Below are 22,797 nucleotides of genomic sequence, written 5' to 3' on the forward strand. Positions count from 1 at the left end.
CCCGTTCCCGGTCGTGGACGAGGTCGCACGGCACTGTCTCCAGGAGGAGGAGCCGGAGACGGTCCACATCGAGGTGCATCTGCCGGGGCGACTGGATCCGGCGCGGCTGCGGAAGGCGTTCACTGAGGCGCTGCACCGGCATCCGCGGATCCTCATGCGGGAGGCCGCGGGGCACTGGTACCGGCGCCGGTACGAGTGGGAGCTGACGGCGGAGCCGGACCTGGAGGTGGTGAGCTTTCCCGCGCCGGGCAGGGACGCGTTGCGGGACGCGCGGACCCGGGCACTGGTGCAGGCGCCGCCGCTGTCGTTGTCGCCGCCGATCCGGCTGGAGGTGGTGGAGGGGGCGGGACGCGCGGAGGGCAGTGAGGCGACGGACGTGGTGGGCCTGACCCCGGGCAGTCGTGCGGCCGGGCCGCAGGCCGTTCCCCGGCGCGAGGCGACGGTCCTGTTCCTCACCATCAACCACACCGCCCTCGACGGCCCGGCCTGCCTCCGCGTGCTCGCCACCGCCGCCGAGCTGTACGGCGGCCGGGACAACTCCCCCGCCGCGCCCCCCACCCGAGCCCCCGAACCCCCGCGGCCTCCCGAGGACACCCCCTCCAACTGGTCCCGACCCGCTCGGGTGGCCGCCGGCGCCCCCGAACTCTCCCCCGGCAACGGCCTCCTCGTCGCCGAACTCCCGCTCCCCCACCGGCCCAAGGGCTCCCCCTACACCGTGAACGACCAGCTGATGGTCACCACGGCCCTCACCATCGCCCACTGGAACAGGGAACACGGCGCCCACCCCCGCCCCCTGCGCATCACCATGCCCGTCGACGACCGCCCCCGGGACACCACCATGCCCATCGGCAACGGCACCCGACTGGTCGAAGTCCCCTTCACCCCGGACGAGTTGACCCGGCCCACACCGGCCGACATGCCGGCGCTCCTGCACCGCACGGCGACCCGTACCCGCGCCCTCAAGTCCCTCCCCCGCCCCCAGCTCGGCCACGGCGCGTCCCTCCTCACCGCCCCGGTCACCCCCGTGGCCTGGCGCGCCGCCCTCACCCGGGGGCTGCGCAGGGCCGCCGCGCCCTGGACGTCGACGACCCTGCTCAGCAACATCGGCCGCGTCCCGTACCCGCTGGACTTCGGCGCGGAAGCGGGCCGCGCGCACGCCGTCTGGTTCTCCGCGCCGGCCCGGATGCCCCGCGGCCTCACCGTCACCACCGCCTCCACCGCGGGCCGCCTCCATCTCGCCCTGCGCTGGTCGCGCTCCCTGCTCGGCCACGGCGACGGAGCCCACCTCCGCGACCTCTTCGAGCACTACCTGCACACCACGGAGGTCAGCACATGACCACCACCGCCCGCCAACACCCCAAGGACCTACGGGACTTCTACGAGAACCCCGACGTACCCGTCGCCTCCGGCGCCCCCCGCTCACTGCGCCAGGCCCGCATGCTGGCAGCCGCCCTCGGCCCGCCCAGCGGCACCGACGCGACCCGCACGACCCGTACCGTCCTCGACATCGGCTGCGGCGACGGCACCGCCGCGGCCACCGCCGCCCCCTTCCTGGCGGGCCACCGTGTCATCGGCGTCGACTGGTCCCAGGACGCCCTCGAACGCGCCCGCGCCCACCTGACGAACCCGATCCGCGGTGAACTCACCGGCCCCGGGCTCCCGTTCGCCGCCGACTGTGCCGACGCCGTGCTGTTCAGCGAGGTGATCGAGCACCTCGTCGACCCGGACGCCGCGCTCGACGAGATCCGCCGCGTCCTGCGCCCGGGAGGCCACCTCATGCTGTCCACCCCGAACCTGGCCGCCTGGTACAACCGCGCCCTGCTGCTGGGCGGGGTGCAGCCCGTGTTCTCCGAGGTCAGCCTGCGGGCCGTGCACGGGCGGCCGGGCCGGGAGGTGGTGGGACACCTGCGGCTCTACACCGCCCGCGCCCTGCGGGAGTTCGTCACCGCCGCCGGCTTCGAGGTCGTACGGCTCGAAGGCGCCCCCTTCCACGGGGTACCGCGCCCGCTGCGCCCGCTGGACCGGCTGGCCTGTGCCAGACCCGCCCTCGCGTCGATCCTGCTGCTGCACGCGCGAAAGACCTAGGGGGCACGGGCGATGTGGTGGGGAGTGGCCGCGGCCCTGCTGGCGAACGTCCTCTACAGCACCGGATTCGTCCTGGAGAAACGGGCCCTGGCGGCCCTGCCGGAGGTGAGCGTCCGGCGACCCGCCCGGCTCCTCGGGCTGGTGCTGCGCAGCCCGCTGTGGATCGGCGGGTCGCTGGCACTCGCCTCCGGGTTCGCCGCGCAGCTCGCCGTGTACCGCACGCTGCCGATCGCCGCCGCGCAGGGCATCTTCGTCTCCGGGCTGGTCCTGCTCGTGCTGCTGTCCGCCCGGCTGCTGGGCGAGGAGACCACCGGCCGCGAGAAGTACGCGCTGGGCGCGATCCTGCTCGCGCTGCTCATGGTCGTGCTGTCGCTGAACGAGGACTCCGACCGGGTGAGCCAAGGAGCGCCGTACCCGTTGATCCTGCTGGTGTGCGTGCCGTCACTGGCGGCGGGCGTGTGGCTGTACAACGCGGCCGAGCGCCGCACCCGGCACCGCCACCGCGCGCCGACCACGGGCGTGGAGTACGGCGTGGCGGTGGGCCTGCTCTACGGCGTCAGCTCGCTCGCCATCAAGGGCGTGTCGAGCCGTCTGACGTCGAGCGGGCCCGGGGGCGCGGTCCTCGACCTGCTGCGCTCCCCGTACCCGTATCTCCTGCTCTTCACGGGCGCGTTCGGCCTGGTCATGTCGCAGGCGGCGCTGCAACGCTGCCGGGCCTCGCTGATCGTGCCGGTGTGCACGACGGTGACCTCTCTGTTCACGGCGGTGCTCGGCACGCTGTCGTTCGGCGAGGCGCTGCCGCACGACCCGCTCAGGCTCGCGCTGCGCCTCGCGGGCACCGCGCTCGCCGTCTCCGTGCTGCTGAGCATGCCGAAACACGACACGGTACGCCAAACCCCCGTCACCGCCAAGGAGTTGACCCCACCATGAAACCCGACGACCCACTCCTGAAGATCCTGGCGTGCCCCCTCGACAAGGGCCCGCTGCACCTCGTCGTACCGGACGATCCGGCCCGCGGCGAGGCCCTCTACAACCCGCGGCTGCACCGCCGTTACCCGATCGTGGACGGCATCCCGCAGCTGCTGCCCTCCTCCGGTGAGCAGGTCACGGACCACGAACACGAGGACCTGCTGAAGCGGATGGCCCCATGACGGGCCCCGCGCGCACCTGGGCGGCCCGCCTGGCCCCCCATCTGCCCACCCGGCTGGTCGCCGCGGCGGCCGGAGCCGTCTACCCGCGCTTCGAGCCGGAGCTGGCACGGCTCGCCGACCTGTGCCCGCCGGGCTGCGGCACGGCGGTGGACGTCGGCGGCTGGTACGGGCCCTGGACGCGGCGCCTGGCCGGACGCGCCCGCCGGGTGGTGACGGTGGAGCCGGTGCCGCATCTGGCGCGGCTGCTGACCTCGGCGGCCCCGGCGAACGTCCGGGTGATCCAGGCCGCGGCCTCGGACCGTCCCGGCACCGCCCGGCTGTGGCTGCCGTCGGACGACGCGGGCGACCGGGGGGTGTCGTCGCTGGTCCGCCGCGACATCCACGGCCGTGCGCTGGACGTGAGCTGTGTGGTCCTGGACGATCTGGGGCTGCGTGACGTGGGCTTCATCAAGGTCGACGTGGACGGCGGCGAGCTGCCGGTGCTGCGCGGGGCGACCGGTCTCCTGGCCCGCGACCGCCCCGCCCTCTTCGTCGAACTGGAGTCCCGTATCCAGCCGATCGCGCCGGTGGTGACGTATCTGACCCTGCTCGGCTACGACGGCTGGGTGCTGCCCCGCGACACCTGGGTGCCGCTCGCCGGGTTCCCCCTGGAGTCCCACCAGTCGACGGCCTCGTACGTGGTCACGCACGGTCTGCTGCGCCGCGTCCTGCCCTTCCGGGACCGGCCCCGGTACGTCAACTCGGTGCTGTTCCTTCCCGACGGCCGCCGTCCCGGTGAACGGCCGGTGCGCGACGATGAACGGCATGCCCTCAGGAAACAGTCCGAGTAGTCCTTTCACCCCGCTCGACTTCCAGCTGGTCCTGCTGCGCCGCATGGCCGACCACAATCCGGACCTGGTCGAGGACGCCCGCCATGAGCTGGGCGTCTCGATCGCGGACATGCGCGAGGCCAACAAACGGTGGCAGGCGATGATCCGCTCCCCGCGGACCCGCGCCGCCGCCTCTCGCTACCGCTCCATCCTCGGCGAACCGGAGTCCGTGCTCACCCGCACGGTGGGCGACCTGAAGTGCGAGGCCCGCCTTTGGCCCCTGCCCCTGTGGCCCGGCCTCCGCTTCGAGATCCTGCTCGCCCCCGACGGCACCGTCTGGAACGAGTGGCTGATCCGAGCCCCCGGCACCGAGGGCCCCGAACCGCGCACCCTCGACGACCTCACCCCCTGGTCCTGCACGGTCGACGAGACCGCCCGCGCCTTCCCCCCGGCCCGCCCCCTCCAGGGCACGGCCCCGACCCGCTGGGGCCTGGCCTTCACCGCGCCGGACGCGCGGGGCGTGCGATGGGAGTGCGCCGCCGAGTTCACCTGGGGGTTGTTGCAGCGGGTGGCGGTCAACGACCGGGCGTCGGCCGACGGCTAGGCGCGCCTGATGGCGCCACGGTAGACCACGGGCCGCCACGGTCCAGGGGCAGTTGGGACGGCTATCCGGCCGCCGTGAGGATCGCCGCCACGACCGCCGGCACGGACCGCGGATGCAGGTCCAGGAACAGGTTCGGTTCCACCAGCTCCAGCTCCATCACCCGCGGCTCCCCGTCCTCCCCGTCCACGAGGTCGACCCGGGCGTACAGCAGCTCGGGGGCGTCCGGTACGGCGGCCAGGGCGCGTTCGGCGACGGAGAGTTCGGCCGGGGTCGGGGTCCACGGCTCCAGTCCCGGGTGGGCGACCTTGTCGGCGTCGTAGGCGGTGCCGGAGGCGAGGACGGCCCGCTTGCGGCTGGCGTGCAGCAGCCGCCCGCCGTAGAACTGCAACGCACGCTCGCCGTGCCGGTCGATGCCCTTCATGTACGGCTGCACCATCGCGGTGAGCCCCTCCTCGTGCAGGTGCGCGAGATGTCGTACGGCGGTGTCGTGCTGCTCGGGCGTGTAGCGGGCGGCGAACCGGGCGCCGGCCCCGGACGTGGGCTTGACGACGTACTCGGCGTCCGCGGGGAGGTCGACGGGGTCCCCGGGAGCGAGGTACCGGGTGGGGACGACGGGCACTCCGGCCGCCGCCAGCTCCCCGATGTACCGCTTGTCGGTGTTCCACCGCACCACCTGGGCCGGGTTGGCCAGCCGCGTCAGCGCGCCGCACTTGAGCGCCCACGCCACGAACTCGGCGGCCCGCCAGCTGTAGTCCCAGGTGGACCGGATCACGGCGAGGTCGAAGCCGGCCCAGTCGACCCCGGCGTCGTCCCAGATCACGGCCTCCGCCTCGGCCCCGGCCGCCCGCAGCGCCGCCAGCAGCACCGGCAGATCACGATCCTTGCTGGGCTTCGGCCGGGGGTCGTAGGTGACGAGGGCTATGCGGGGCACGGCGGGCTCCTTCTCGTACGGTGCGCGACTGGCAGGCTATCCGCCGCCCCCGCAACCGCGACCACCCCGTTGACCTTCCCGCGGATCTCCTCGGCGGCGGCCCACAGTGCGCGAGCTGTTCCGGCGGCGGCGACCCTGGTGATCTGACCCCGCCAGGCCGCCCGCTCCCGCTCGCTCTACCGTTCCTCCTCCGGCTCCCAGTCCAGCAACCGCACCTTCGCCACCGTCCGCACATGCTGGCGCATCGCCGTCGCCGCCTGCCGCGGCTGCCGCGCGGCGATCGCGTCCAGGATGGCCTGGTGCTGGGAGAGGGACCGGGTGGGGCGGCCGGGCTGGCGGAGGGATTCGGTGCGGCTCTCGGCGATCTGGTCGGCGATGGAGCGCATGAACTCGGCGAGCAGGCTGCTGTGGGCGGCCGCCGTCACCGCCGCGTGGAAGAGGCGGTCGCCCTCGATCCCGTGGCCCTCCGACTCGATCTCCCCGGCCATGTGCGCGAGCGCGGACCGCATCGCCGCCAGGTCCTCCTCTGTGCGGCGCTCGGCGGCCAGTTCGGCGAGCTTCGTCTCCAGGGCCTCGCGGGCCTCCAGGACGTCCGGGAGACGCCGGCGCCGCTCGACCATCCGCTCGACGGGCTCGACGTCCAGGCTGTCGCGGACCAGGTAGGTGCCGCCGCCGTGCCGTGCCTCCACCAGGCCCTGTACCTCCAGGACCACGATCGCCTGCTTCACCGAGGCCCGGCTGACACCCAGCCGCTGGGCCAGGTCGCGTTCAGGTGGGAGACGGTCGCCGGCCTTCAGACCGCCCTCGGCGACGTACTGCCGCAGCCGGTCCAGCACCTGCTCGTAGAGGCGCTGTTTCGTCATGGGGCGCAGGGCGTCGGTCACGGGTCCCCCTCTCGTCGGGAGCGTAACACCGGTGCACTCGTGGCCGAGTGGCTGAGCCAATTTCCGCGCGACCCCTTGACGGGCGCCCGGAGCGCACCCACTCTGATCGCCAAACGCCCTCCAAGTGGCTCAGCCACTCAGCCACCTTTCCTGTGCCCCGCTACCGCTCCGGGACCCAACGACGGGAGCCCGTATGTCCCCCGAACTCGTCTCGATCCTTGTTCTGGTCGTGGTGTTCGTCATCGCCACCACGCGCTCCGTCAACATGGGCGCGCTGGCCTTCGCCGCCGCCTTCGCGGTCGGTGAACTCGTCGCCGACCTCGACGCGGACGGCATCTTCGCCGGCTTCCCCGGCGACCTGTTCGTCGTTCTGGTCGGCGTCACGTACCTCTTCGCCATCGCCCGCGCCAACGGCACCACCGACTGGCTGGTGCACGCCGCGATCCGGCTGGTCCGGGGACGCGTGGCGCTGATCCCCTGGGTGATGTTCGCCCTCACCGGCACGCTCACGGCGATCGGCGCGGTCAGCCCGGCCGCGGTCGCCATCGTCGCGCCGATCGCCCTCAGCTTCGCCACCCGCTACGGCATCAGCCCCCTGCTCATGGGCGCGATGGTGGTGCACGGCGCCCAGGCGGGCGGGTTCTCCCCGATCAGCATCTACGGCACGATCGTCAACGGCATCGTCGAGCGCGAGAACCTCCCCGGCAACGAGATCGCCCTCTTCCTCGCCTCGCTGTTCACCAACCTCGTCATCGCGGCTGTCGTGTTCGTCCTGTTCGGCGGACGGGCGTTGTGGGCACGGGGGGCGGTGGCGGCGGACGAGGCCTTCGGGACGCAGGACAGCGCGGAGAAGGAGAAGGGGACCGCCGGGGCCGAGAAGGGGACCGCTGGGGTCGAGAAGGGAGCAGTCGGGACCGAGAAGGGCGCAGTCGGGACCGCTGTGGACGCCCCCGACCCCGCCCGCCTCACGCCCGCCCGCATAGCGACCCTCGCCGCCCTGGTCGCCCTCGTCGTCGCCGTCCTCGTCTTCGACCTGGACGCCGGACTGACCGCGATCTCCCTCGCCGTCGTGCTCAGCGCCGCCTGGCCGGACGACAGCCGCGCCGCGGTGGGCCAGATCGCCTGGTCGACGGTGCTGCTGATCTGCGGTGTCCTGACGTACGTCGGTGTCCTGGACCAGATGGGCACCATCAAGTGGGCCGGTGAGGGCGTCGGCGGCATCGGTGTCCCGCTGCTGGCCGCGGTGCTGCTGTGCTACATCGGCGCGATCGTGTCCGCCTTCGCCTCCTCCGTCGGGATCATGGGCGCGCTGATCCCGCTGGCCGTGCCGTTCCTCGCGCAGGGTGAGATCGGGGCGGTCGGCATGGTGGCCGCGCTCGCCGTGTCGGCGACGGTCGTGGACGTGAGCCCGTTCTCGACGAACGGCGCGCTGGTCCTGGCCGCGGCCCCGGACGTCGACCGCGAGCGTTTCTTCAGGCAGTTGATGGTCTACGGAGGCATCGTGGTGGCGGTGGTACCCGCGGTGGCGTGGCTGGTGATGGTCGTGCCGGGCTGGGGGTAGGCCGACAGACCGCGACAGCCGGTGTCCGTTCAGCAGTTAAGGAGTACGACGCGTGTCCTCTCTCTTCCCGGCCCTGACCGACCGCCTGACCGGCGGCTCGACCGACGGCTCGGCCCACGGCCCGACCGACCGCCCCGCCCTGCGGTTCGGCGACCGCTCCCTGACGTACCCGGAACTCTCCGCCGCGGCCGACTCGCTGGCGCGCCGGCTCACCGGCCACGGCCGGGTGGCCGTCTGGGCGACTCCGGAACTGGAGACCGCGGTCGCCGTGGTGGCCGCGCTGCGGGCCGGTGTCGCCGCCGTACCGCTCAACCCGAAGTCCGGGGAGAAGGAGCTCGGGCACATCCTGACCGACAGCGCGCCCGCCCTGGTGCTCTCCGCGCCCGGCGACGAACTCCCCTCCGCCCTACGGGACTTGACTCGCGTCGATGTCGGCATCGACCTCGGCGCCGACGGGGCGACCGGCGGCCCGCTCCCCGACACCCACGCGTCCGACGAGGACCCCGCCCTCGTCGTCTACACCTCCGGCACCACCGGCCCGCCCAAGGGCGCGGTGATCCCCCGCCGGGCGATCGCCGCCACCCTGGACGCCCTGGCCGACGCCTGGCAGTGGACCGGCGCCGACGTGCTGGTGCACGGGCTGCCGCTGTTCCACGTCCACGGCCTGGTCCTGGGCATCCTGGGCCCGCTGCGGCGCGGCGGATCCGTGCGCCACCTCGGCCGGTTCACCACGGAAGGCGTGACGCGCGAGCTGACCGACGGCGCGACCATGCTGTTCGGCGTTCCGACGATGTACCACCGGATCGCGGAGACCCTCCCCGACGACCCCGCGCTGGCCAAGGCCCTGAGCCGGGCCCGGCTGCTCGTCTCCGGCTCCGCCGCGCTGCCGGTCCACGACCACGAGCGGATCACGACCGTGACGGGGCAGCGCGTCGTCGAGCGGTACGGCATGACCGAGACGCTCATGAACACCAGCGTCCGCGCGGACGGCGAGGCACGCGCCGGAACCGTCGGCGTCCCACTGCCGGGCGTGGAGCTGCGACTGGTGGAGGAGGACGGCTCACCGATCGCGTCGTACGACGGCGAGACCGTGGGCGAGATCCAGGTGCGCGGCCCGAACCTGTTCACCGGCTACCTCAACCGCCCCGACGCCACGGCCGCCGCGTTCACCGCCGACGGCTGGTTCCGCACCGGGGACATGGCGGTGCGCGACCCCGACGGCTACGTCCGTATCGTCGGCCGCAAAGCCACCGACCTGATCAAGAGTGGCGGTTACAAGATCGGCGCCGGGGAGATCGAGAACGCGCTGCTGGAGCATCCCGGCGTCCGGGAGGCCGCGGTCACCGGGGAACCGGACGCCGACCTGGGCGAGCGGATCGTGGCCTGGGTGGTGCCCGCCGACCCCCAATCACCCCCAGGACTCGCGGAGTTGGCCGACCATGTGGCCCGGCGCCTCGCCCCGCACAAGCGCCCCAGGGTCGTCCACCACCTGGACGCCCTCCCCCGCAACGACATGGGGAAGATCATGAAGCGGGCGCTGAGCCGTGGCTGAGCGACTGACCGCACGCGAGACCCTGACCCTCGTCACCGACCAGGGCACCTTCACCGAACTCCCGTACCCGGCACGGGATGGCGGCCCCGACGGGCCGCTCGGCTGGCAGGGCTACGACGCCTCGCGCGAGCGTGCCGCCGAACGCACCGGCGAGCAGGAGTCCGTCGTCTGCGGCACCGCGCACGTCGAGGGCGTCCGCGCCGTCCTCATCTCCTTCGAGTTCGGCTTCCTCGGCGGCTCGCTCGGCGAACGCACCGGCGACCGGCTGGAGGCGGCGTACACGTACGCGCGCGAACACCGCCTGCCGGTGGTCCCGTTGATCGCCACCGGCGGCAGCCGGATGCAGGAGGGCATGTTGGCGCTGACCCAACTCCAGCGGGTGGCACGGCAGTCGACACTCACCCGGGAGGCGGGCCTGGCGCAGATCGCGGTCCTGCGGGACCCGACGACGGGCGGCGGCTGGGCCACCCTCGGCGCGGGCGCCGACGTGATCCTCGCCCTGCCCGGCGCCCAGGTCGGCTTCGCGGGCTCCCGGGTCCGCCCCCCGGACGCGGACCCGGCGGCGTACACGGCCGAGGCGCAGGTGGCGGCGGGCTCGGCCGACGCGGTGGTGGCACCCGAGGAGCTGCGCGGCACCCTGGGCCGGTGGCTGCGCCTGCTGACGGCACCGTCCCAGGAACCCGCGCCGGTCCCCGCCCCCCTCTGCGCGACGGACCTCCCGGCCACCGGCTGGGACGCGGTACGAGGCGCCCGCGCGCCGGAACGCCCGTGCGCCGAACGCTACTTGGACGCCTACTTCACCCATCGCCTCCCGATCAGCGGCGACCGCTGCGGCGGCACCGACCCCGAGGGCGTGCGGTGCGGCTTCGGCGAGCACGCGGGCCGTACGGTCGCGTACGCCGCGCAGACCGGGACGGCGACCCGCCCGGCCGGTTACCGCACCGCCGCCCGGCTGATCCGCCTCGCGGACCGGCTCGGCATCCCCGTGCTCACCCTGGTGGACACCCCCGGCGCGGCCAACGACGCCGAGGCCGAACGGCAGGGCGCGGGCGCGGCGATCGCGGATGTGTTCGGCGCGGTGGCCGCCGCGCGCACGCCGGTCACCACGCTACTGATCGGCGAGGGCGGTTCCGGCGGCGCCCTGGCCCTGGCCGCACCCGGCAACACCTGGGCCACGCCGGACAGTTACTTCTCGGTCATCGCCCCCGAGCTCGCCGCGGCGATCCTGAAGCGTCCGGAGCGGGAGGTCGAGTCGACGGCGGACCAACTCCGCATCCGTCCACAGGACTTGGCTGAACTGGGCGTGGTCCGGCATGCGCCACGCGACAACGTCACGTACCGTCCGTAACAATGGAGGCGCTCAGCGCTGCGAGAGCGGCGCGGGCACGGTACGGGACGTACGACAGGACGACGGGGGCGCCGTGGAACGCTTAGTGGAGTTCGAGACCGCCGATGGTGCCGTGGTGTCGGTCGAGTCCGCCGAGGAACGGTCCGGCTCCCGGCTGGTGTCCCGAGGGGACGGCACGGTCCAGGCGACCCGCACCTTCGAGAACGCCCTCGAAGGGGTGCGCTCCGCCGCCTCCTCTGCGCTGCGCGTCTTCCGGGACGGCGCGCTGCGGCCGGACGGGATCGAGATCGAGTTCGGGGTGAAACTGTCCGCCGAGGCCGGCGCGATCATCGCGAAGGGGACGACGGAGGGACACCTGGTGGTGAAGCTGAGCTGGTCGCCGGGGGCGGCGGCGGAGACCGGCACGTCCGCATCCACGGCGGCGACGGTCACGTCCACGGCCGCAACCGATACGTCCGCGTCCACGGCGATCGGTTCGACCCTTCCCCCGCCCTCCTCGCCACCCTCCCGAACCTCCCCGTCCGTCCCGGAGCCCAGTACGGCCTCATGAACAGCGCCGAGTGGCACGCCCGGATCGAGTGCGGGGGCGAGGTGGCGGGGGCGGGCTTCCTGGTGTCCCCGAGCAAGGTGCTGACCTGCGCCCATGTCGTGCGGAGACAGAGCGCGGGGCTGACCGTGACGTTCACGGAGCGCCCCGGATCCCCCGCCGTCCCGGCCCGGGTGGTCGCCCACGGCGGCTGGGCGGGCGGTGACACCGACCCCGGGGACCTGGCGGTGCTTGAGCTGGACCGGGAGATGCCGATCGCCCCGGCCGCGCTCGCGCCCGTCGACACCGCACACGGCGTGACGGCCCCCCGCAAGCTCGTCGTGTACGGCTTCCCGGTCGGTTTCGACGAGGGCACCCTCGCCGAGTACCGCATCACCGCACCGCAGTTGATCAACCGGGAGTGGATCCAGCTGGAGGCCTGGCAACCGGGCGGCCAGCCGCTGGCCCCCGGGTTCAGCGGCTCGGCGGTCACGCTCGTCGACACCGGCGAGGTCGTCGGGATGGTCACGGCTCAGGGCGCACCGGGCGTGTCCAACGGGCGGATGATGCCCACCGAGGTGATGGTCCGGTACTGGCCCGACCTGGAGGGCCTGGTTCCCACCGCGGACCATGCCGCCGCCGACCGGGCGCGGCTGCGCGGGCTGGTGGAGCGGGCGGTCCGCGCGGGAGTGGAGTGCGATCCGGTACGGCTCTACACCGCGGCCGCCGACCCGTTCGACCCGCTGCCGCCCGAGGAGGGCTTCGACTCCCTCTGGTCGGCGGCGCTGTTCGTGCTGTGCGAACTCGACGGGCCCGGCGCGGCCGGCACGGTCGCCCGTTTCGCCGACCGGCTGGAAGCCCTGTTCCGGGCCCCCGTGCCCGCCGAGCCGGAGGCTGCCCCCGACTGGTCGCCCATCCTCGTCGAGCTGGCGCACAGCGGCGCCGGTGACGACCTGGTCCGCGTGGAGGTGTCCGCGTACAGCGGAGGACACCGCCACCCCGTCGACTCGGACACGGTTCCGCAGCCCAGGCTGCGCGCCTACGTCCAGGACCGGATCGAGGCCGCGTTCCGCTGCCTCACGCCCGGCGCCGACGAGTTGATCGCGTTCGCGCTGCCCCGGGACTGGCTCGACTGGCCGGTCGACCGCTGGGAGAGCGCCCCGGACGACGACACCCCGCTCGGCTGTCTCTATCCGCTGGTGGTCACCGACCACGCCCGCCGCAAGACCAGCACCCGGCATGTCCTGACCCGCGCCTGGAAGCGTCTGGACTCCTCCCCTGGCGCGCGGGTGTACCGCGTCGAGTGTGCGGGCCCGGAGGAGCCCGGCCGCCTGCGGATGCGGCTGCGCAGAGCCGACGCCTGTCTCGCCGGTTTCGCCACCGCACCGGCCGCGGCCCGCACCCGCCCGCACTTCGACACCTCGCTCACCGCCCCGGCCCCGGTGATCATGTGGTCGCGCGGCGGCTGCGGCGGCGGGCAGGACACGGACTGCGAGGGGGCCGGCGGCTGCACCGGCAAGTCGTTCCTGGACGAACTCGACGCCCACGTCGCCCATGTCCCGCCCGCCGAACTCCCCCGGCACGTCCTGGCGTTGCGTGAGGAGGCCGACGCGGAGGACGGCCACTGGGCCCGCGACATCCAGCTGCTGTGGGACGACCCGCGCTGTTTCACCGACCCGCACGACAGCACCGCGCACGTCAGATCCCCCGTGACCTGACCGGCGCTCAGTGAGCGGCTCTCGGTGAGCCGCCCCAGGTGGCCCTCTCCGCGAGCCGCCGCCACAAGAACCCCCACGGTTGCCCCCGCGAGAAGGAGCCCGGAGACCACCCCATGGCGCACTGGTCCGTCTACACCGGCAAGAGCGAGCCGCACGACGGCATCGACGAGCTGCCCGCCCCGCCCCCGTGGCGGGCCTTCGACGGCGGTCCCGCGCTGCCGCCGCCCGCCGAGGCCGACGACGAGGCCGCCGTCTCCCCTGACCGTACGCATCGCGCGAGGACGTACGTCGCCACGCCCGAGAGCGTCCAGCTCGTCAACGCCGCGCTCTGCCTGCGCCGCCCGCTGCTGGTCACCGGCCCGCCCGGCACCGGCAAGTCCTCCCTGGCGTACGCCGTCGCCCGCGAGCTGCGCCTCGGCCCGGTCCTGCGCTGGAACATCACCAGCCGCAGTTCCCTCGCCGACGGCCTCTACCAGTACGACCCCCTGTCCCGCCTGTACGCCTCCCGGCCCGGACCGGAGAGCGAGCGCCGTGGCCGGGGCGGTGTGGAGGACCATCTCCGTCTCGGCCCCCTCGGCACGGCCCTGCTCCCCTACGAGCGCCCCCGTGCCCTGCTGGTCGACGAGATCGACAAGAGCGACCTCGACCTGCCCAACGACCTCCTGAACGTCCTCGAAGAGGGCCAGTACGAGATCCCCGAACTGGTCCGCGCGGCCCGCCACTCCGCCGACGACGGCGGCGCCGAGGTCCTCGCCGACGGCACGGACAGCCCCGTCACCCTCACCCGCGGTCGGGTCCGCTGCCGTGCGTTCCCCTTCGTCGTCCTGACCAGCAACGGCGAACGCGAGTTCCCGCCCGCCTTCCTGCGCCGCTGCGTCCGCCTCCGGCTGCGCCGCCCCGACCGGGGCCGGCTGACCGACATCGTCCGCGCCCACCTCGGCACCCCGGACGGCGAGGCCGAGCCCCTGATCACCCGCTTCCTGGAGCGCGCGGGCAGCGGCGAGCTGGCCACCGACCAGCTCCTGAACGCCATCTACCTCACCGGAGTCGCCGGCCTCGACGCCGGCTCCCGGGACGAGCTGGCCGAGCAGTTGATGCCGTATCTCAGCGCGACGGCGGACGGCGATGGCTTCTGAGCGGGAGGGCTCTCGAACGGGGGCGGAAGGGTCGACCATCGGTGACACCGGTGACACGGGTGTCACGGGTGTCACGGGTGTCACCGGGGCCCCCTCCCCCGTCGCCCGGCTGTCCGCCGTACTGGCCGCCGCCGCGGGCTCGACGGAGCCGACGCCGCGCGAACTCGCGGAACTGCTCTGGCTGGCCGGGCAGTTGGACGGTGCGGAGGGCGAGCCGAGCCCGTCGGTAGGGGAGTCCCGGCCCGCGCGCCCGGCACCGGACACCCCCGCCGTCGTACCGCCGCCCCGGCCCCCGTCCGAACAACCCCCGCGACCGCCGGGCCCCTCCCCCGCCACCCACCACGACGGCCGGATCCCGCTGCTCCTGCCCACCCCGGCGGCACCAGCCCCCGGGGCGAACGGCGGCGGCAGCCACCTCCTCGCCCCCGCGCCGCCGATGCTGCATCGCCCCCTGGCGCTCCAGCGCGCCCTGCGCCCCCTCAAACGCACGGTGCCCTCGCAGCGCACCCGGGTCCTGGACGAGCGGGCGACGGCCGACCGGATCGCCCGGCTGGGCGCGCGTCCCGAGGCGTGGATGCCGGTGCTGCGGCCCGCCCCCGACCGCTGGCTGCGCCTGAACCTCGTGCACGACACCGGCCCCACCATGCCGGTCTGGCGCCCCCTGGTCCGTGAACTGCACGCCGTTCTGGCCCAGTCGGGCATCTTCCGCACGGTCAGCCTGCACCCGGCGGGCCCCGACGGCCGGGCCCACCAGGTCCCGGACCTCGACGACGGCCGTACGGTCACCCTGGTCGTCAGCGACTGCATGGGCCCGCAGTGGCGTCCGGGCGAGGCGGGCGCGCGCTGGTACGGCACCCTGCGGCACTGGGCGGCCCGCATGCCGTTGGCCGTGGTCCAGCCGCTTCCCGAACACCTCTGGTCCAGCACGGCGTTGCCCGCCGAACCGGGCCTGCTGACGCCTCCGGCCGCCGCGGCCCCCTCCCGCACGCTCACCTTCACGCCGTACGACCCCGAGACCCCGCCACCGCCCACCGCCGCCGTCCCGCTCCCGGTCCTGGAGCCGGGCGCGCCCTGGCTCGCCAACTGGGCCGCGCTGCTGGCCGACCCGGGCAGCGGACGGTTCCCGGGGGCGGCGGCCTGGCTGCCGGGCCTTCCGGGGCACCCTGCCGAACCGGCCCCGGACATCACCGAGTCGGACCCTCGGGACCTGGTGCTGCGCTTCCGCGCGACCGCGTCGCCGGAGGCGTTCCGTCTGGCCGGCCATCTCGCGCTGGCGGTGCCCTCCGTGCCGGTGATGCGCCTCGTCCAACGCGCGGTGGACCGGGACCCACGCCCGCAGCATCTCGCGGAGGTCATCCTCAGCGGCATGCTGCAGGCCGTTCCGGGCCCCGCCGGATCCTACGAATTCCGAGCGGGCGTACGGGAGTTGCTGCTGCGCTCACTGCCGCGTACCGCCCGGGGCCGGACCCGGGAGTTCCTGGCGCGGGTCGGCGGACTGATCGACGAGCGGGCGGGGCTCGCGGCCGGGGAGTTCCGGGCGGCGACGACGACGGGCGGCGAGTCCGCCGACGCCGGTTCGGTGTTCGCGACGGTCAGTGCGGAGACGGTACGGCGGCTGGGCGGGGGCGGGCCGGAGCAGTTGGTCGCGGGACGCTACCGGCTCGTCGGGCACCGGGGCCCGGGTCAGCGGATGTGGGAGGCCGTGGACGCGCGGACCGGGGAGCGGGTGGTCGTACATCTGTATCCGGAGCAGGCGGCGCGGCATCGGGAGCGGTTCCTGCGGGAGGCCGCGGCGCTGGCCGAGGTCGACAGTCCGTACGTGGTGCGGGTGCTGGACTTCGGCGTGGACGGCCAGAAGCCGTATCTGGTCGCGGAGTTCGTGGACGGCGTGACGCTGAGGGAGGTGGCGGAGGGGGACCGGACCCGGCTGCCGTTCGCGATGTTCGCGCGCCTGGCCCATCAGGGAGTGGCCGGGCTGGCGGCCCTGCACACCCGCGGACTGGTGCGCGGGCAGCGGGGCGTGCTGGGGCTGCTGCTGCGACCGGACGGCACCGTGCTGATCAGCCGGTTCGCCCTCGGCGAGCAGTCCCTGGGGATGGACCAGGATGGGGACTACCGCGCATTCGACAGCATGCTCCGGCAGACGGCCCGACGGGTGATGGCGATTCCGCCGGAGCATCGGGAGCTGGTGGAGCGGATCGGCAACGGCGACCTCGCCGAACCCGCCCGTGTCGCGGCCGAGGCGTTCGCGGACGTCGAGCCCTCCGAGTCCTACCGGTTCGCCCTGCTCGGCGACCTCCGCATCACTCACCAGGGCTCCCCCCTGACACCGCCCTCGCCCGACGTACAGGCTCTGCTGTGCATGCTGCTCCTCAGGCACGGCCGCCGCCTGACCTACGCCGAGCTGGCCGAGGGCATGTGGGACGACCCGCCCGTGGGGAGCGAGGCCGCGCGTCTCATCGACTCCCTGGCCGCGCAGGTGCGGTGGCTGGTCGCCCCCGGCACCCTCGCCGCCCTCGTCGACGGGTACGCGCTGCACTCGGCGGACCATCACATCGACGTGGACCTGTGCGAAACGCTCAGCCGGCGCGACCCCGACCAGGCCCCCGAGCACCGGCACGCCCGGATCCGCCAGGCCCTGGAGCTCTTCCACGGCGACCCCCTCGACGGCGTCCCCGGCCCCGCCGCGCGGGAAGCCCGCGTTCGCCTGCGCACTCTCCGCGACCAACTCACCGAAGAACTCACCCAGTTGGAAGCCGCCACTACTCACCGCTCCACGATCGTCTTCGAGAGCGACGACCTGAGCGGACACCCCGAGGCCCGTATCTCCCTGGAGTACGCGGTGCACGAGTTCCTGTCCCGCGGCACCCGCGTCACCCACCAGCACGAGGTGCACGTCCGCGACAACGGCTACCTCGTCCACGCCGACCCCGGGACCTATCTGCTCCCCGTCCTGGTCGCCGTGATGCGCGGACTCCCCGACGCCTTCGCGAGGCTGGCCGATCCACCGCCACTACGGGTGACGTTCTGGGACGGCCCCACCCCGCCCCCGGAGGTGGCCGCACTCCAGGAACGCGCGCCCGCCGATCTCCTGGTCGTCGTCCCGCCCGCCCTGTACGAACAGTTCGCGGCCAGTTCAGCCGCGCTCGGCACCCGGCGTTTCCAGCCGCTGCACGGCGACGGGCCACGGCCCGCCCCGCCGCTCGCCTGGTACTGCACGCTCGCCCCTTCGCAGCCACAGACCGACGACCGCGACCTGGTCCACGGCCCCCTGATCACCCACGATCTGCCCGGCCTCGGCATGCCGGCGCCCGGCCGCACCGCCATCGTCCACACGCAGCCCGACGGTCCCCTCACCCTCCTCAACCCGGCCCGGCCGCACGGCACGCACGCGCCCAGGGCGACGACGTACTACGAGGTCGACCTCACCACCCACCAGGCCTTCCACCAGGTGTCCCTGCCCAGCTCCGGCAAGGGCGCCTTCCACGCCGCCGTGGAACTGTCCTGGCATGTCGAGGACCCGGTCGAGTTCGTGCACGGCGAGGTGCCCCGGGTCTCCGAGGCCCTGCTCGAGCATCTGCTTCTCGCGGCCGGCCGGATCACCCGACGCCATCCGCTGCGCCGGGCGGGCGCGGCCCAGCGGGCGGTGAATACCGGGCTGAGTACGTCGTGGCCGGTGCCGGGGCTGGCGGTGTCGTGCTCCGTGCAGTTGACGCCGGAGGGCTCACCGCCTCCCGTGCCGCAGCGGGCGGCGCCCGCCCGGCGTCCGCTGTCCGACATCCTCGGCGAGACCGAGACCGTGCTGCTCGGCTTCGACGGGCCCCTCACCCGCCTGTACTCGGCGCGGACCGCCCGCGAGGCCGCGCTCGAACTGCTCTCCGTGGCCGTCGAGCACCGCGACCCCGAGGACGCACTGGCAGGACGTTCGCTGCCGACCCTCGGCGGCACCGGGCGAGAGGTGTTCGTGCACCCCCTGGACGTCCTGCGGGCCTTCGCCCAGGACCGGCTCGGCCCGGCGCTGCGGGACCGGCTCGACCGGATCGAGCTGCGGGCCGTCCCGGACGCGCCCACGACCCACAACTCCCCCGCCCTGGTACTCGCCCTGCACGGCGCGGGCCGCCGTGTCCTGGTGGTCACGGACGTCGGCGCACAGGCCGTCCACCGCTACCTGGAGCCATACCGTCTCCCGCTGGCCGGAGTGCACGGCCGCGCCGACGATCTCAGCCTGCTGACGCCGCACCCCGACTGCCTTCTGCGCGCCCTGCGCACCCCCGACGCTCCCGACGCCCCCGACGCCCCCGCTGCCGCGAGCGTGCTGATCGGTTCCACGGTCGCCGAGCTCAGCGCCGCCCAGCAGATCGGGCTCCGTTTCATCGGCCTGGCCCGGAACCCGACCGTGGACCAGAGTCTGCGCGAGGCCGGCTGCGAGATCACCGTCCCGTCCCTGGCGCCGCTCCTGGAAGCGGCCCGCTCTCTCTGATGCCACCCTCTGTGGCGAATTCACCACGGACAGAGCGGCCGAAACCCCCATTCAGCGGCACCCCGCCCGGCCCACCACAAGGCGCGCCTCCTCCCACGCCCCCCGCACGATGCTAAGAGACCGCCGCTCGGCGGCCCACGGTCTGTGCTCTCGGGAGGACCTGCCATGACCGCCAGTCTGGAGCAGCTGCGCCGCTGTCACTTCGCCGTGGACCTGGGTGCGGCGAGGACGCGGGTGTACGTGAAGGGGGCCGGGCTCGTCGTCGACCAGCCGTCCGCCGCCGCCGTGAACACCCGTACCGGCGCGCTGATCGCGGTCGGCGAGTTCGCGGAGAGAATGACGGGCCGTACGCCCCACTACATCCGCGTCGTCAGGCCCGTCTCCGGCGGCACGGTGGTCGACATCGAGATGGCGCAGCGCATGCTGCGGCACCTGCTCGGCGACAAGGTCCGCCGCGCCCTGCGCCGCAGGCCCCGGCTGCGGGCGGCCGCCTGCACCCCGCACGACGCCGACCCGCTGGCCCAGCGCGCCGCGATCGAGACGCTGGTCGGGCTCGGTGCGCGGCGCGTGGAGCTGGTCGACACGCTGATCGCCGCCGCCGTCGGCTGCGGACTGCCCGTGGAGCGGCCCGAGGCCACCATGATCATGGTGTGTGGGGCCGCCGCCACCCAGGTCGCCGTGCTCTCCCTCGGGTCGATCGTGACCGCCGAGCGCGTTCCCGTCGGCGGCGAGGCCGTGGATCACGCGATCGTGCAGCACCTGCGGCACGAGCACGAACTGATGCTGCCCAGCCAGTCCGTACGGCCGCTGCAACTCGCCCTCTCCGCCAACGGCCTGACCTCGCAGGGTCCGACCTCGACCGAGATCCACGGCCGGGATGTGGCCACCGGTCTTGCCCGTTCCGTCCAGGTCGACACCGCCGCCGTCCGCGACGCGATCGAGACTCCGCTGACCGCCGTGCTCGACGGCATCGGCCGGGTGCTGCGCGACTGCCCGCCCGACCTGGTGGCCGACCTCGCCGACCGCGGGATCATGATGGTCGGCGGGAGTGCGCTGATCCCCGGGTTCGACCATATGCTGCGGCAGGCCACCGGCATGCCGGTGCACATCGCCGAGCGGCCCGACGTGTGCGCCGTGCAGGGCCTCGGCTACATGCTGGAGGGCAAGATCGCGCCCCTGACCCTGGCCCCGCTGACCGGCTGAGCCACGTACGGATCCCATGCACGGACACCGCGTACGGACACTGCGTACGGACACTGCGTGCGGATCCCGAGCGCGGACGCCGCATGACCGGTGCCGCCGCCCTCCCCGGCGCCTCCCGCGCCCCTTGCCTTCCGCGCCTCCCCGCGCCTTCCGCGTCGGCTGACGGTGTACGACGACGGCGACCTGGCGGTCCGTCCGCTGGGTGAATCACCGTACCGGGCAGGTAGATTGACGTGCCGTCAGACGGCGAACCAACACCGCACAGTGGTCCCGTCCGCCCCCGTGTGCACCCGCACCAGGTCCGAGACGAGGTTGACCATGAGCAGCCCCCGGCCGCCGCGCTGATCGCGGGACGCGGGCCGGCGGCCCGCCAGCTGATCCGTCAGCCGCCCCTTGTCGCGCACCTCGCACACCACGTTCCCGTCCTGGCCCCACACCCTGAGCGTGCCCGAACCACCGCCGTGCACCACGCTGTTGGTGGTCAGCTCGGCGGTGACGAGCGCCAGGTCCTGCAGCCGTACGCCGGTCAGGCCGAGCTGGGCGGCCACGTCGGTGGCGATGTGCCGGGTGTGCGAGAGCGAGGCCGCGTCGAAGGCGAAGGACGGCACGTCCGGGACGAGCGCCAGCGGCTCGTTGTAGCGGGCGACGACATCGTCGGGGTCGTAGGCTCCGCTGCCCGACTCCGGTCCGGCCCCGGCGTGGATGACCGTGGGGTGGGTGACGTACGCGTCCGCGATCACCTGCGGGGCCAGGCGCCGGGTGTCGTAGGGACACAGGATGCTCACCGCGCGGCCTGTGAAGGCCGCGTTGATCAGCGCCTCGTGCTGGACGCAGGCCGGGTACTCGGTGTCGCTGCGGCCCGCCCAGATCGGCTCACCGATGATCCGCACCCGGCGGCCGGGCGGCTGGGCGTCGGCGAAGGCGCGCAGGACGCCGGGGATGATCCGGCCGGGGTTGCGTCCGGCCTCCCGCATGTCCATCAGGCGAACGGCGTCGGCGTCGGCGCCTAGCCCGTCCCGGATGAGGGCGAGGTTGTCCCCGGGCACGGCGACCGCCACGGGGTCGCCCGCCTCGAGTCCCGCACGGATGAAGGACACGGTGCCCGCGAGGTACTCCCGCTCGTCACCGTAGAACAACGCCGGGTGGATGAAGGGGTCTCTGGGCCCGTCGGTGTCGCTGGGCTCGTCGGAGGCGAGGGGCGCGACCGGCTCGAAGGGCTGGGTCGGCTCGAAGGGCTGGGCCACGGTACTCATGACTTCGCCACCTCGATCGACGCCAGGTCGGGCCAGAACATGTCCAGCACGCGTCGCAGGCCCGGCGGGGGCCCGTGCAGCACCATCCGCCGCCCGTCACCCAGTTCCTGGGCGGCGGCGGCCAGCGCCCCGACGCCCGCGACATCGACGAACGTCACGGCGGACAACTCCAGGTAGTACACATCCCCGTCCTCGCGCACGACCTGCTCCAGCGCACGCTCCCACACCTCGTGCGTCGCCAGGCCCACTTCTCCCGCCACGCGCAACCCGCTGCGCGTGGTCAGCGGGGACACCGTCAACTCCGGCGCCGCGGCAACGACCCCGGACGGTGTCTGGTACCGGATTCCCACACCGTCTCCCCACTCTTCCCGGACTGAGCGCACATACCCACGTATCCCCCTGACATTCCTGCGCAAGGTGTGTAGCCCACCGTACGGCGGGCAGGCGAACGGTCAGCACCCCATTGCCCTAGGGAAACACGGTGGCGACGGGGCAGGCACCGTCATGAAGACTGTCCGGAAACTATAAGGCGGGGACATGACCTCAGCGGCACACACACCTCTCGTGGGGCGAGCAGACGCCCTCGTCATCGAGAGTCGCGTGGACGCGGGCCGAGCGCTGTTCGCTCCACGAGGAGAACTGGTCCGCGGCTGCGCGGACATCCTGACCGAGAAGCTGACCGAACTGCCGGCCGGCGTCGATCTGCTGGAACTGGACATGACCGGGGTGGTCTTCATGGACACCGCGGGACTGCAGTTCCTGGAGACGCTCGGCGACTACACCCAGCTGCACGGGGTGCCGGTGGCGACCGTGAACTGGGGCGGTCAGCCGCGCCGCATCCTGGAACTGGCCGGTCTGGACACCACCGACCCGCTGCACGCCACGCGCGCCGCGATACCGCGCCCGTCGTCCTCCTCGGCGGTGGCCCTGGAGCGCGCGGAGCGGCTGCGACTTCTTGAACGGGAGGTCGAGCAGCTGCGCCAGGCCATCGCCTCCCGCCCGGTGATCGACCAGGCCCGCGGCATCCTCATGGCCACCCAGGACTGCACCCCCGACGAGGCCTGGACGATCCTGCGACAGGCCTCCCAGCTCTCCAACACCAAACTCCACGCGGTCGCCGCGGCGGTCACCGCCAGCACCGGGAGCGACGGCTCGCCGCCCCCGGAGCAGGTCCGTGCGGCATTGAAGACAGCGATCGCCCGCCGCGGGCACTGAGCCCGAGGCCGGGGCCGAGGTCGACCTCGCCGTACACCCCCGGCGGGATCAGTACGGCAGCAGCCGCCCCGAAGGCGTCCTGCGGTCGATCGTCATATCGCGCGGAGCGGCGGGCCTACGGCTGACACGCACCCTGGTCTGACGGTTCATGACGCCCTCCTCAAGCCTTCGACCGGTACGAGATGTGCCACCCCGCACCCGACGCGACCAGCCAACTCCTCGCGGATGCCGGGCACATCGTGCCCGGCGGGCCGAGGCCGGCCGTGCTTCGTCTTCGATCCCATTGCCCCCGGCATACCCGCCGCGCCCCCGGCTGACTCCTGTCCCGCGCGACGCTCCGA

At 73.7% G+C, this 22,797-nt stretch carries 19 protein-coding genes; 15 read left to right on the forward strand and 4 right to left on the reverse strand.

The window, feature by feature from the left end:
- The first annotated feature begins 13 nt into the window (after positions 1-13).
- Genes AB0H86_RS12870 through AB0H86_RS12895 form a run of 6 tightly spaced genes read left to right on the forward strand, consistent with a single transcriptional unit; the run spans position 14 to position 4,649 of the window.
- Complete coding sequence (locus AB0H86_RS12870) at positions 14-1,336, forward strand: condensation protein (protein ID WP_362436514.1); 1,323 nt, start codon at positions 14-16, stop codon at positions 1,334-1,336.
- Positions 1,333-2,085: a class I SAM-dependent methyltransferase gene (locus AB0H86_RS12875; RefSeq protein ID WP_362436516.1), complete on the forward strand. Its 753-nt coding sequence runs from the start codon at positions 1,333-1,335 to the stop codon at positions 2,083-2,085. Before AB0H86_RS12870 ends, AB0H86_RS12875 begins: the two co-directional genes overlap by 4 nt.
- 24 nt (positions 2,086-2,109) lie before the next feature.
- Positions 2,110-3,015: a DMT family transporter gene (locus AB0H86_RS12880; protein ID WP_362437332.1), complete on the forward strand. Its 906-nt coding sequence runs from the start codon at positions 2,110-2,112 to the stop codon at positions 3,013-3,015.
- Complete coding sequence (locus AB0H86_RS12885) at positions 3,012-3,236, forward strand: Trm112 family protein (protein ID WP_362436518.1); 225 nt, start codon at positions 3,012-3,014, stop codon at positions 3,234-3,236. Before AB0H86_RS12880 ends, AB0H86_RS12885 begins: the two co-directional genes overlap by 4 nt.
- Positions 3,233-4,066 (forward strand): FkbM family methyltransferase, encoded by an 834-nt coding sequence (locus AB0H86_RS12890; protein ID WP_362436520.1) that lies wholly within the window; start codon positions 3,233-3,235, stop codon positions 4,064-4,066. The genes AB0H86_RS12885 and AB0H86_RS12890 overlap by 4 nt, the downstream gene beginning before the upstream one ends.
- Positions 4,041-4,649, forward strand: a complete 609-nt coding sequence (locus AB0H86_RS12895; protein WP_362436522.1) for a hypothetical protein — start codon at positions 4,041-4,043, stop codon at positions 4,647-4,649. The genes AB0H86_RS12890 and AB0H86_RS12895 overlap by 26 nt, the downstream gene beginning before the upstream one ends.
- A 61-nt stretch (positions 4,650-4,710) precedes the next feature.
- Here AB0H86_RS12895 and AB0H86_RS12900 read toward each other — a convergent pair whose 3' ends face one another.
- Both AB0H86_RS12900 and AB0H86_RS12905 read right to left on the reverse strand, forming a co-directional pair.
- Entirely contained in the window at positions 4,711-5,580 is an 870-nt protein-coding gene (locus AB0H86_RS12900) for a hypothetical protein (protein WP_362436524.1), read from the reverse strand.
- Positions 5,581-5,756: 176 nt separating this feature from the next.
- Complete coding sequence (locus AB0H86_RS12905; protein WP_362436526.1) at positions 5,757-6,464, reverse strand: FadR/GntR family transcriptional regulator; 708 nt, start codon at positions 6,462-6,464, stop codon at positions 5,757-5,759.
- Positions 6,465-6,657: 193 nt separating this feature from the next.
- Here AB0H86_RS12905 and AB0H86_RS12910 point away from each other — a divergent pair, with 193 nt between their 5' ends.
- From AB0H86_RS12910 to AB0H86_RS12945, 8 genes are all read left to right on the forward strand, one after another.
- Complete coding sequence (locus AB0H86_RS12910; RefSeq protein ID WP_362436528.1) at positions 6,658-8,025, forward strand: SLC13 family permease; 1,368 nt, start codon at positions 6,658-6,660, stop codon at positions 8,023-8,025.
- Between the two features lie 85 nt (positions 8,026-8,110).
- Positions 8,111-9,577, forward strand: coding sequence for an acyl-CoA synthetase (locus tag AB0H86_RS12915; protein WP_362437334.1), 1,467 nt, complete (start codon positions 8,111-8,113; stop codon positions 9,575-9,577).
- A complete protein-coding gene (locus AB0H86_RS12920; protein ID WP_362436530.1) occupies positions 9,570-10,925 on the forward strand; it encodes a carboxyl transferase domain-containing protein in 1,356 nt (451 codons plus the stop codon). The genes AB0H86_RS12915 and AB0H86_RS12920 overlap by 8 nt, the downstream gene beginning before the upstream one ends.
- An 85-nt stretch (positions 10,926-11,010) precedes the next feature.
- Complete coding sequence (locus tag AB0H86_RS12925; RefSeq protein ID WP_362436532.1) at positions 11,011-11,475, forward strand: CU044_2847 family protein; 465 nt, start codon at positions 11,011-11,013, stop codon at positions 11,473-11,475.
- Positions 11,472-13,169: a trypsin-like peptidase domain-containing protein gene (locus AB0H86_RS12930; RefSeq protein ID WP_362436534.1), complete on the forward strand. Its 1,698-nt coding sequence runs from the start codon at positions 11,472-11,474 to the stop codon at positions 13,167-13,169. Before AB0H86_RS12925 ends, AB0H86_RS12930 begins: the two co-directional genes overlap by 4 nt.
- A 113-nt stretch (positions 13,170-13,282) precedes the next feature.
- Positions 13,283-14,305 carry a MoxR family ATPase gene (locus tag AB0H86_RS12935; RefSeq protein WP_362436536.1) on the forward strand — a complete coding sequence of 341 codons (1,023 nt, stop codon included), beginning with the start codon at positions 13,283-13,285 and terminating at the stop codon, positions 14,303-14,305.
- Complete coding sequence (locus AB0H86_RS12940; protein ID WP_362436538.1) at positions 14,295-18,785, forward strand: SAV_2336 N-terminal domain-related protein; 4,491 nt, start codon at positions 14,295-14,297, stop codon at positions 18,783-18,785. The genes AB0H86_RS12935 and AB0H86_RS12940 overlap by 11 nt, the downstream gene beginning before the upstream one ends.
- A 165-nt stretch (positions 18,786-18,950) precedes the next feature.
- Positions 18,951-19,988, forward strand: coding sequence for a rod shape-determining protein (locus AB0H86_RS12945; RefSeq protein ID WP_362436540.1), 1,038 nt, complete (start codon positions 18,951-18,953; stop codon positions 19,986-19,988).
- A gap of 239 nt (positions 19,989-20,227) precedes the next feature.
- Here AB0H86_RS12945 and AB0H86_RS12950 read toward each other — a convergent pair whose 3' ends face one another.
- Positions 20,228-21,241 (reverse strand): anti-sigma factor RsbA family regulatory protein, encoded by a 1,014-nt coding sequence (locus AB0H86_RS12950; RefSeq protein WP_362436542.1) that lies wholly within the window; start codon positions 21,239-21,241, stop codon positions 20,228-20,230.
- Positions 21,238-21,591 (reverse strand): STAS domain-containing protein, encoded by a 354-nt coding sequence (locus AB0H86_RS12955; RefSeq protein ID WP_362436544.1) that lies wholly within the window; start codon positions 21,589-21,591, stop codon positions 21,238-21,240. Before AB0H86_RS12955 ends, AB0H86_RS12950 begins: the two co-directional genes overlap by 4 nt.
- 187 nt (positions 21,592-21,778) lie before the next feature.
- On the opposite strand from AB0H86_RS12955, the gene AB0H86_RS12960 reads away from it, so the two are divergent.
- The gene (locus AB0H86_RS12960) at positions 21,779-22,456 is read left to right on the forward strand and encodes an ANTAR domain-containing protein (protein WP_362436546.1); all 678 of its coding nucleotides are present in this window, start codon (positions 21,779-21,781) and stop codon (positions 22,454-22,456) included.
- Positions 22,457-22,797: the final 341 nt, after the last annotated feature.

Source organism: Streptomyces sp. NPDC050997 (genome assembly GCF_040660135.1).
In the GTDB taxonomy this organism is placed as follows: Bacteria; Actinomycetota; Actinomycetes; order Streptomycetales; family Streptomycetaceae; genus Streptomyces.

Coding starts and splice junctions, on each gene's coding strand:
- AB0H86_RS12875 (WP_362436516.1), top strand. CDS start 1,333: ATGACCACCACCGCCCGCCAACACCCCAAGGACCTACGGGACTTCTAC.
- AB0H86_RS12885 (WP_362436518.1), top strand. CDS start 3,012: ATGAAACCCGACGACCCACTCCTGAAGATCCTGGCGTGCCCCCTCGAC.
- AB0H86_RS12890 (WP_362436520.1), top strand. CDS start 3,233: ATGACGGGCCCCGCGCGCACCTGGGCGGCCCGCCTGGCCCCCCATCTG.
- AB0H86_RS12895 (WP_362436522.1), top strand. CDS start 4,041: ATGCCCTCAGGAAACAGTCCGAGTAGTCCTTTCACCCCGCTCGACTTC.
- AB0H86_RS12910 (WP_362436528.1), top strand. CDS start 6,658: ATGTCCCCCGAACTCGTCTCGATCCTTGTTCTGGTCGTGGTGTTCGTC.
- AB0H86_RS12930 (WP_362436534.1), top strand. CDS start 11,472: ATGAACAGCGCCGAGTGGCACGCCCGGATCGAGTGCGGGGGCGAGGTG.
- AB0H86_RS12935 (WP_362436536.1), top strand. CDS start 13,283: ATGGCGCACTGGTCCGTCTACACCGGCAAGAGCGAGCCGCACGACGGC.
- AB0H86_RS12940 (WP_362436538.1), top strand. CDS start 14,295: ATGGCTTCTGAGCGGGAGGGCTCTCGAACGGGGGCGGAAGGGTCGACC.
- AB0H86_RS12945 (WP_362436540.1), top strand. CDS start 18,951: ATGACCGCCAGTCTGGAGCAGCTGCGCCGCTGTCACTTCGCCGTGGAC.
- AB0H86_RS12950 (WP_362436542.1), bottom strand. CDS start 21,241: ATGAGTACCGTGGCCCAGCCCTTCGAGCCGACCCAGCCCTTCGAGCCG.
- AB0H86_RS12960 (WP_362436546.1), top strand. CDS start 21,779: ATGACCTCAGCGGCACACACACCTCTCGTGGGGCGAGCAGACGCCCTC.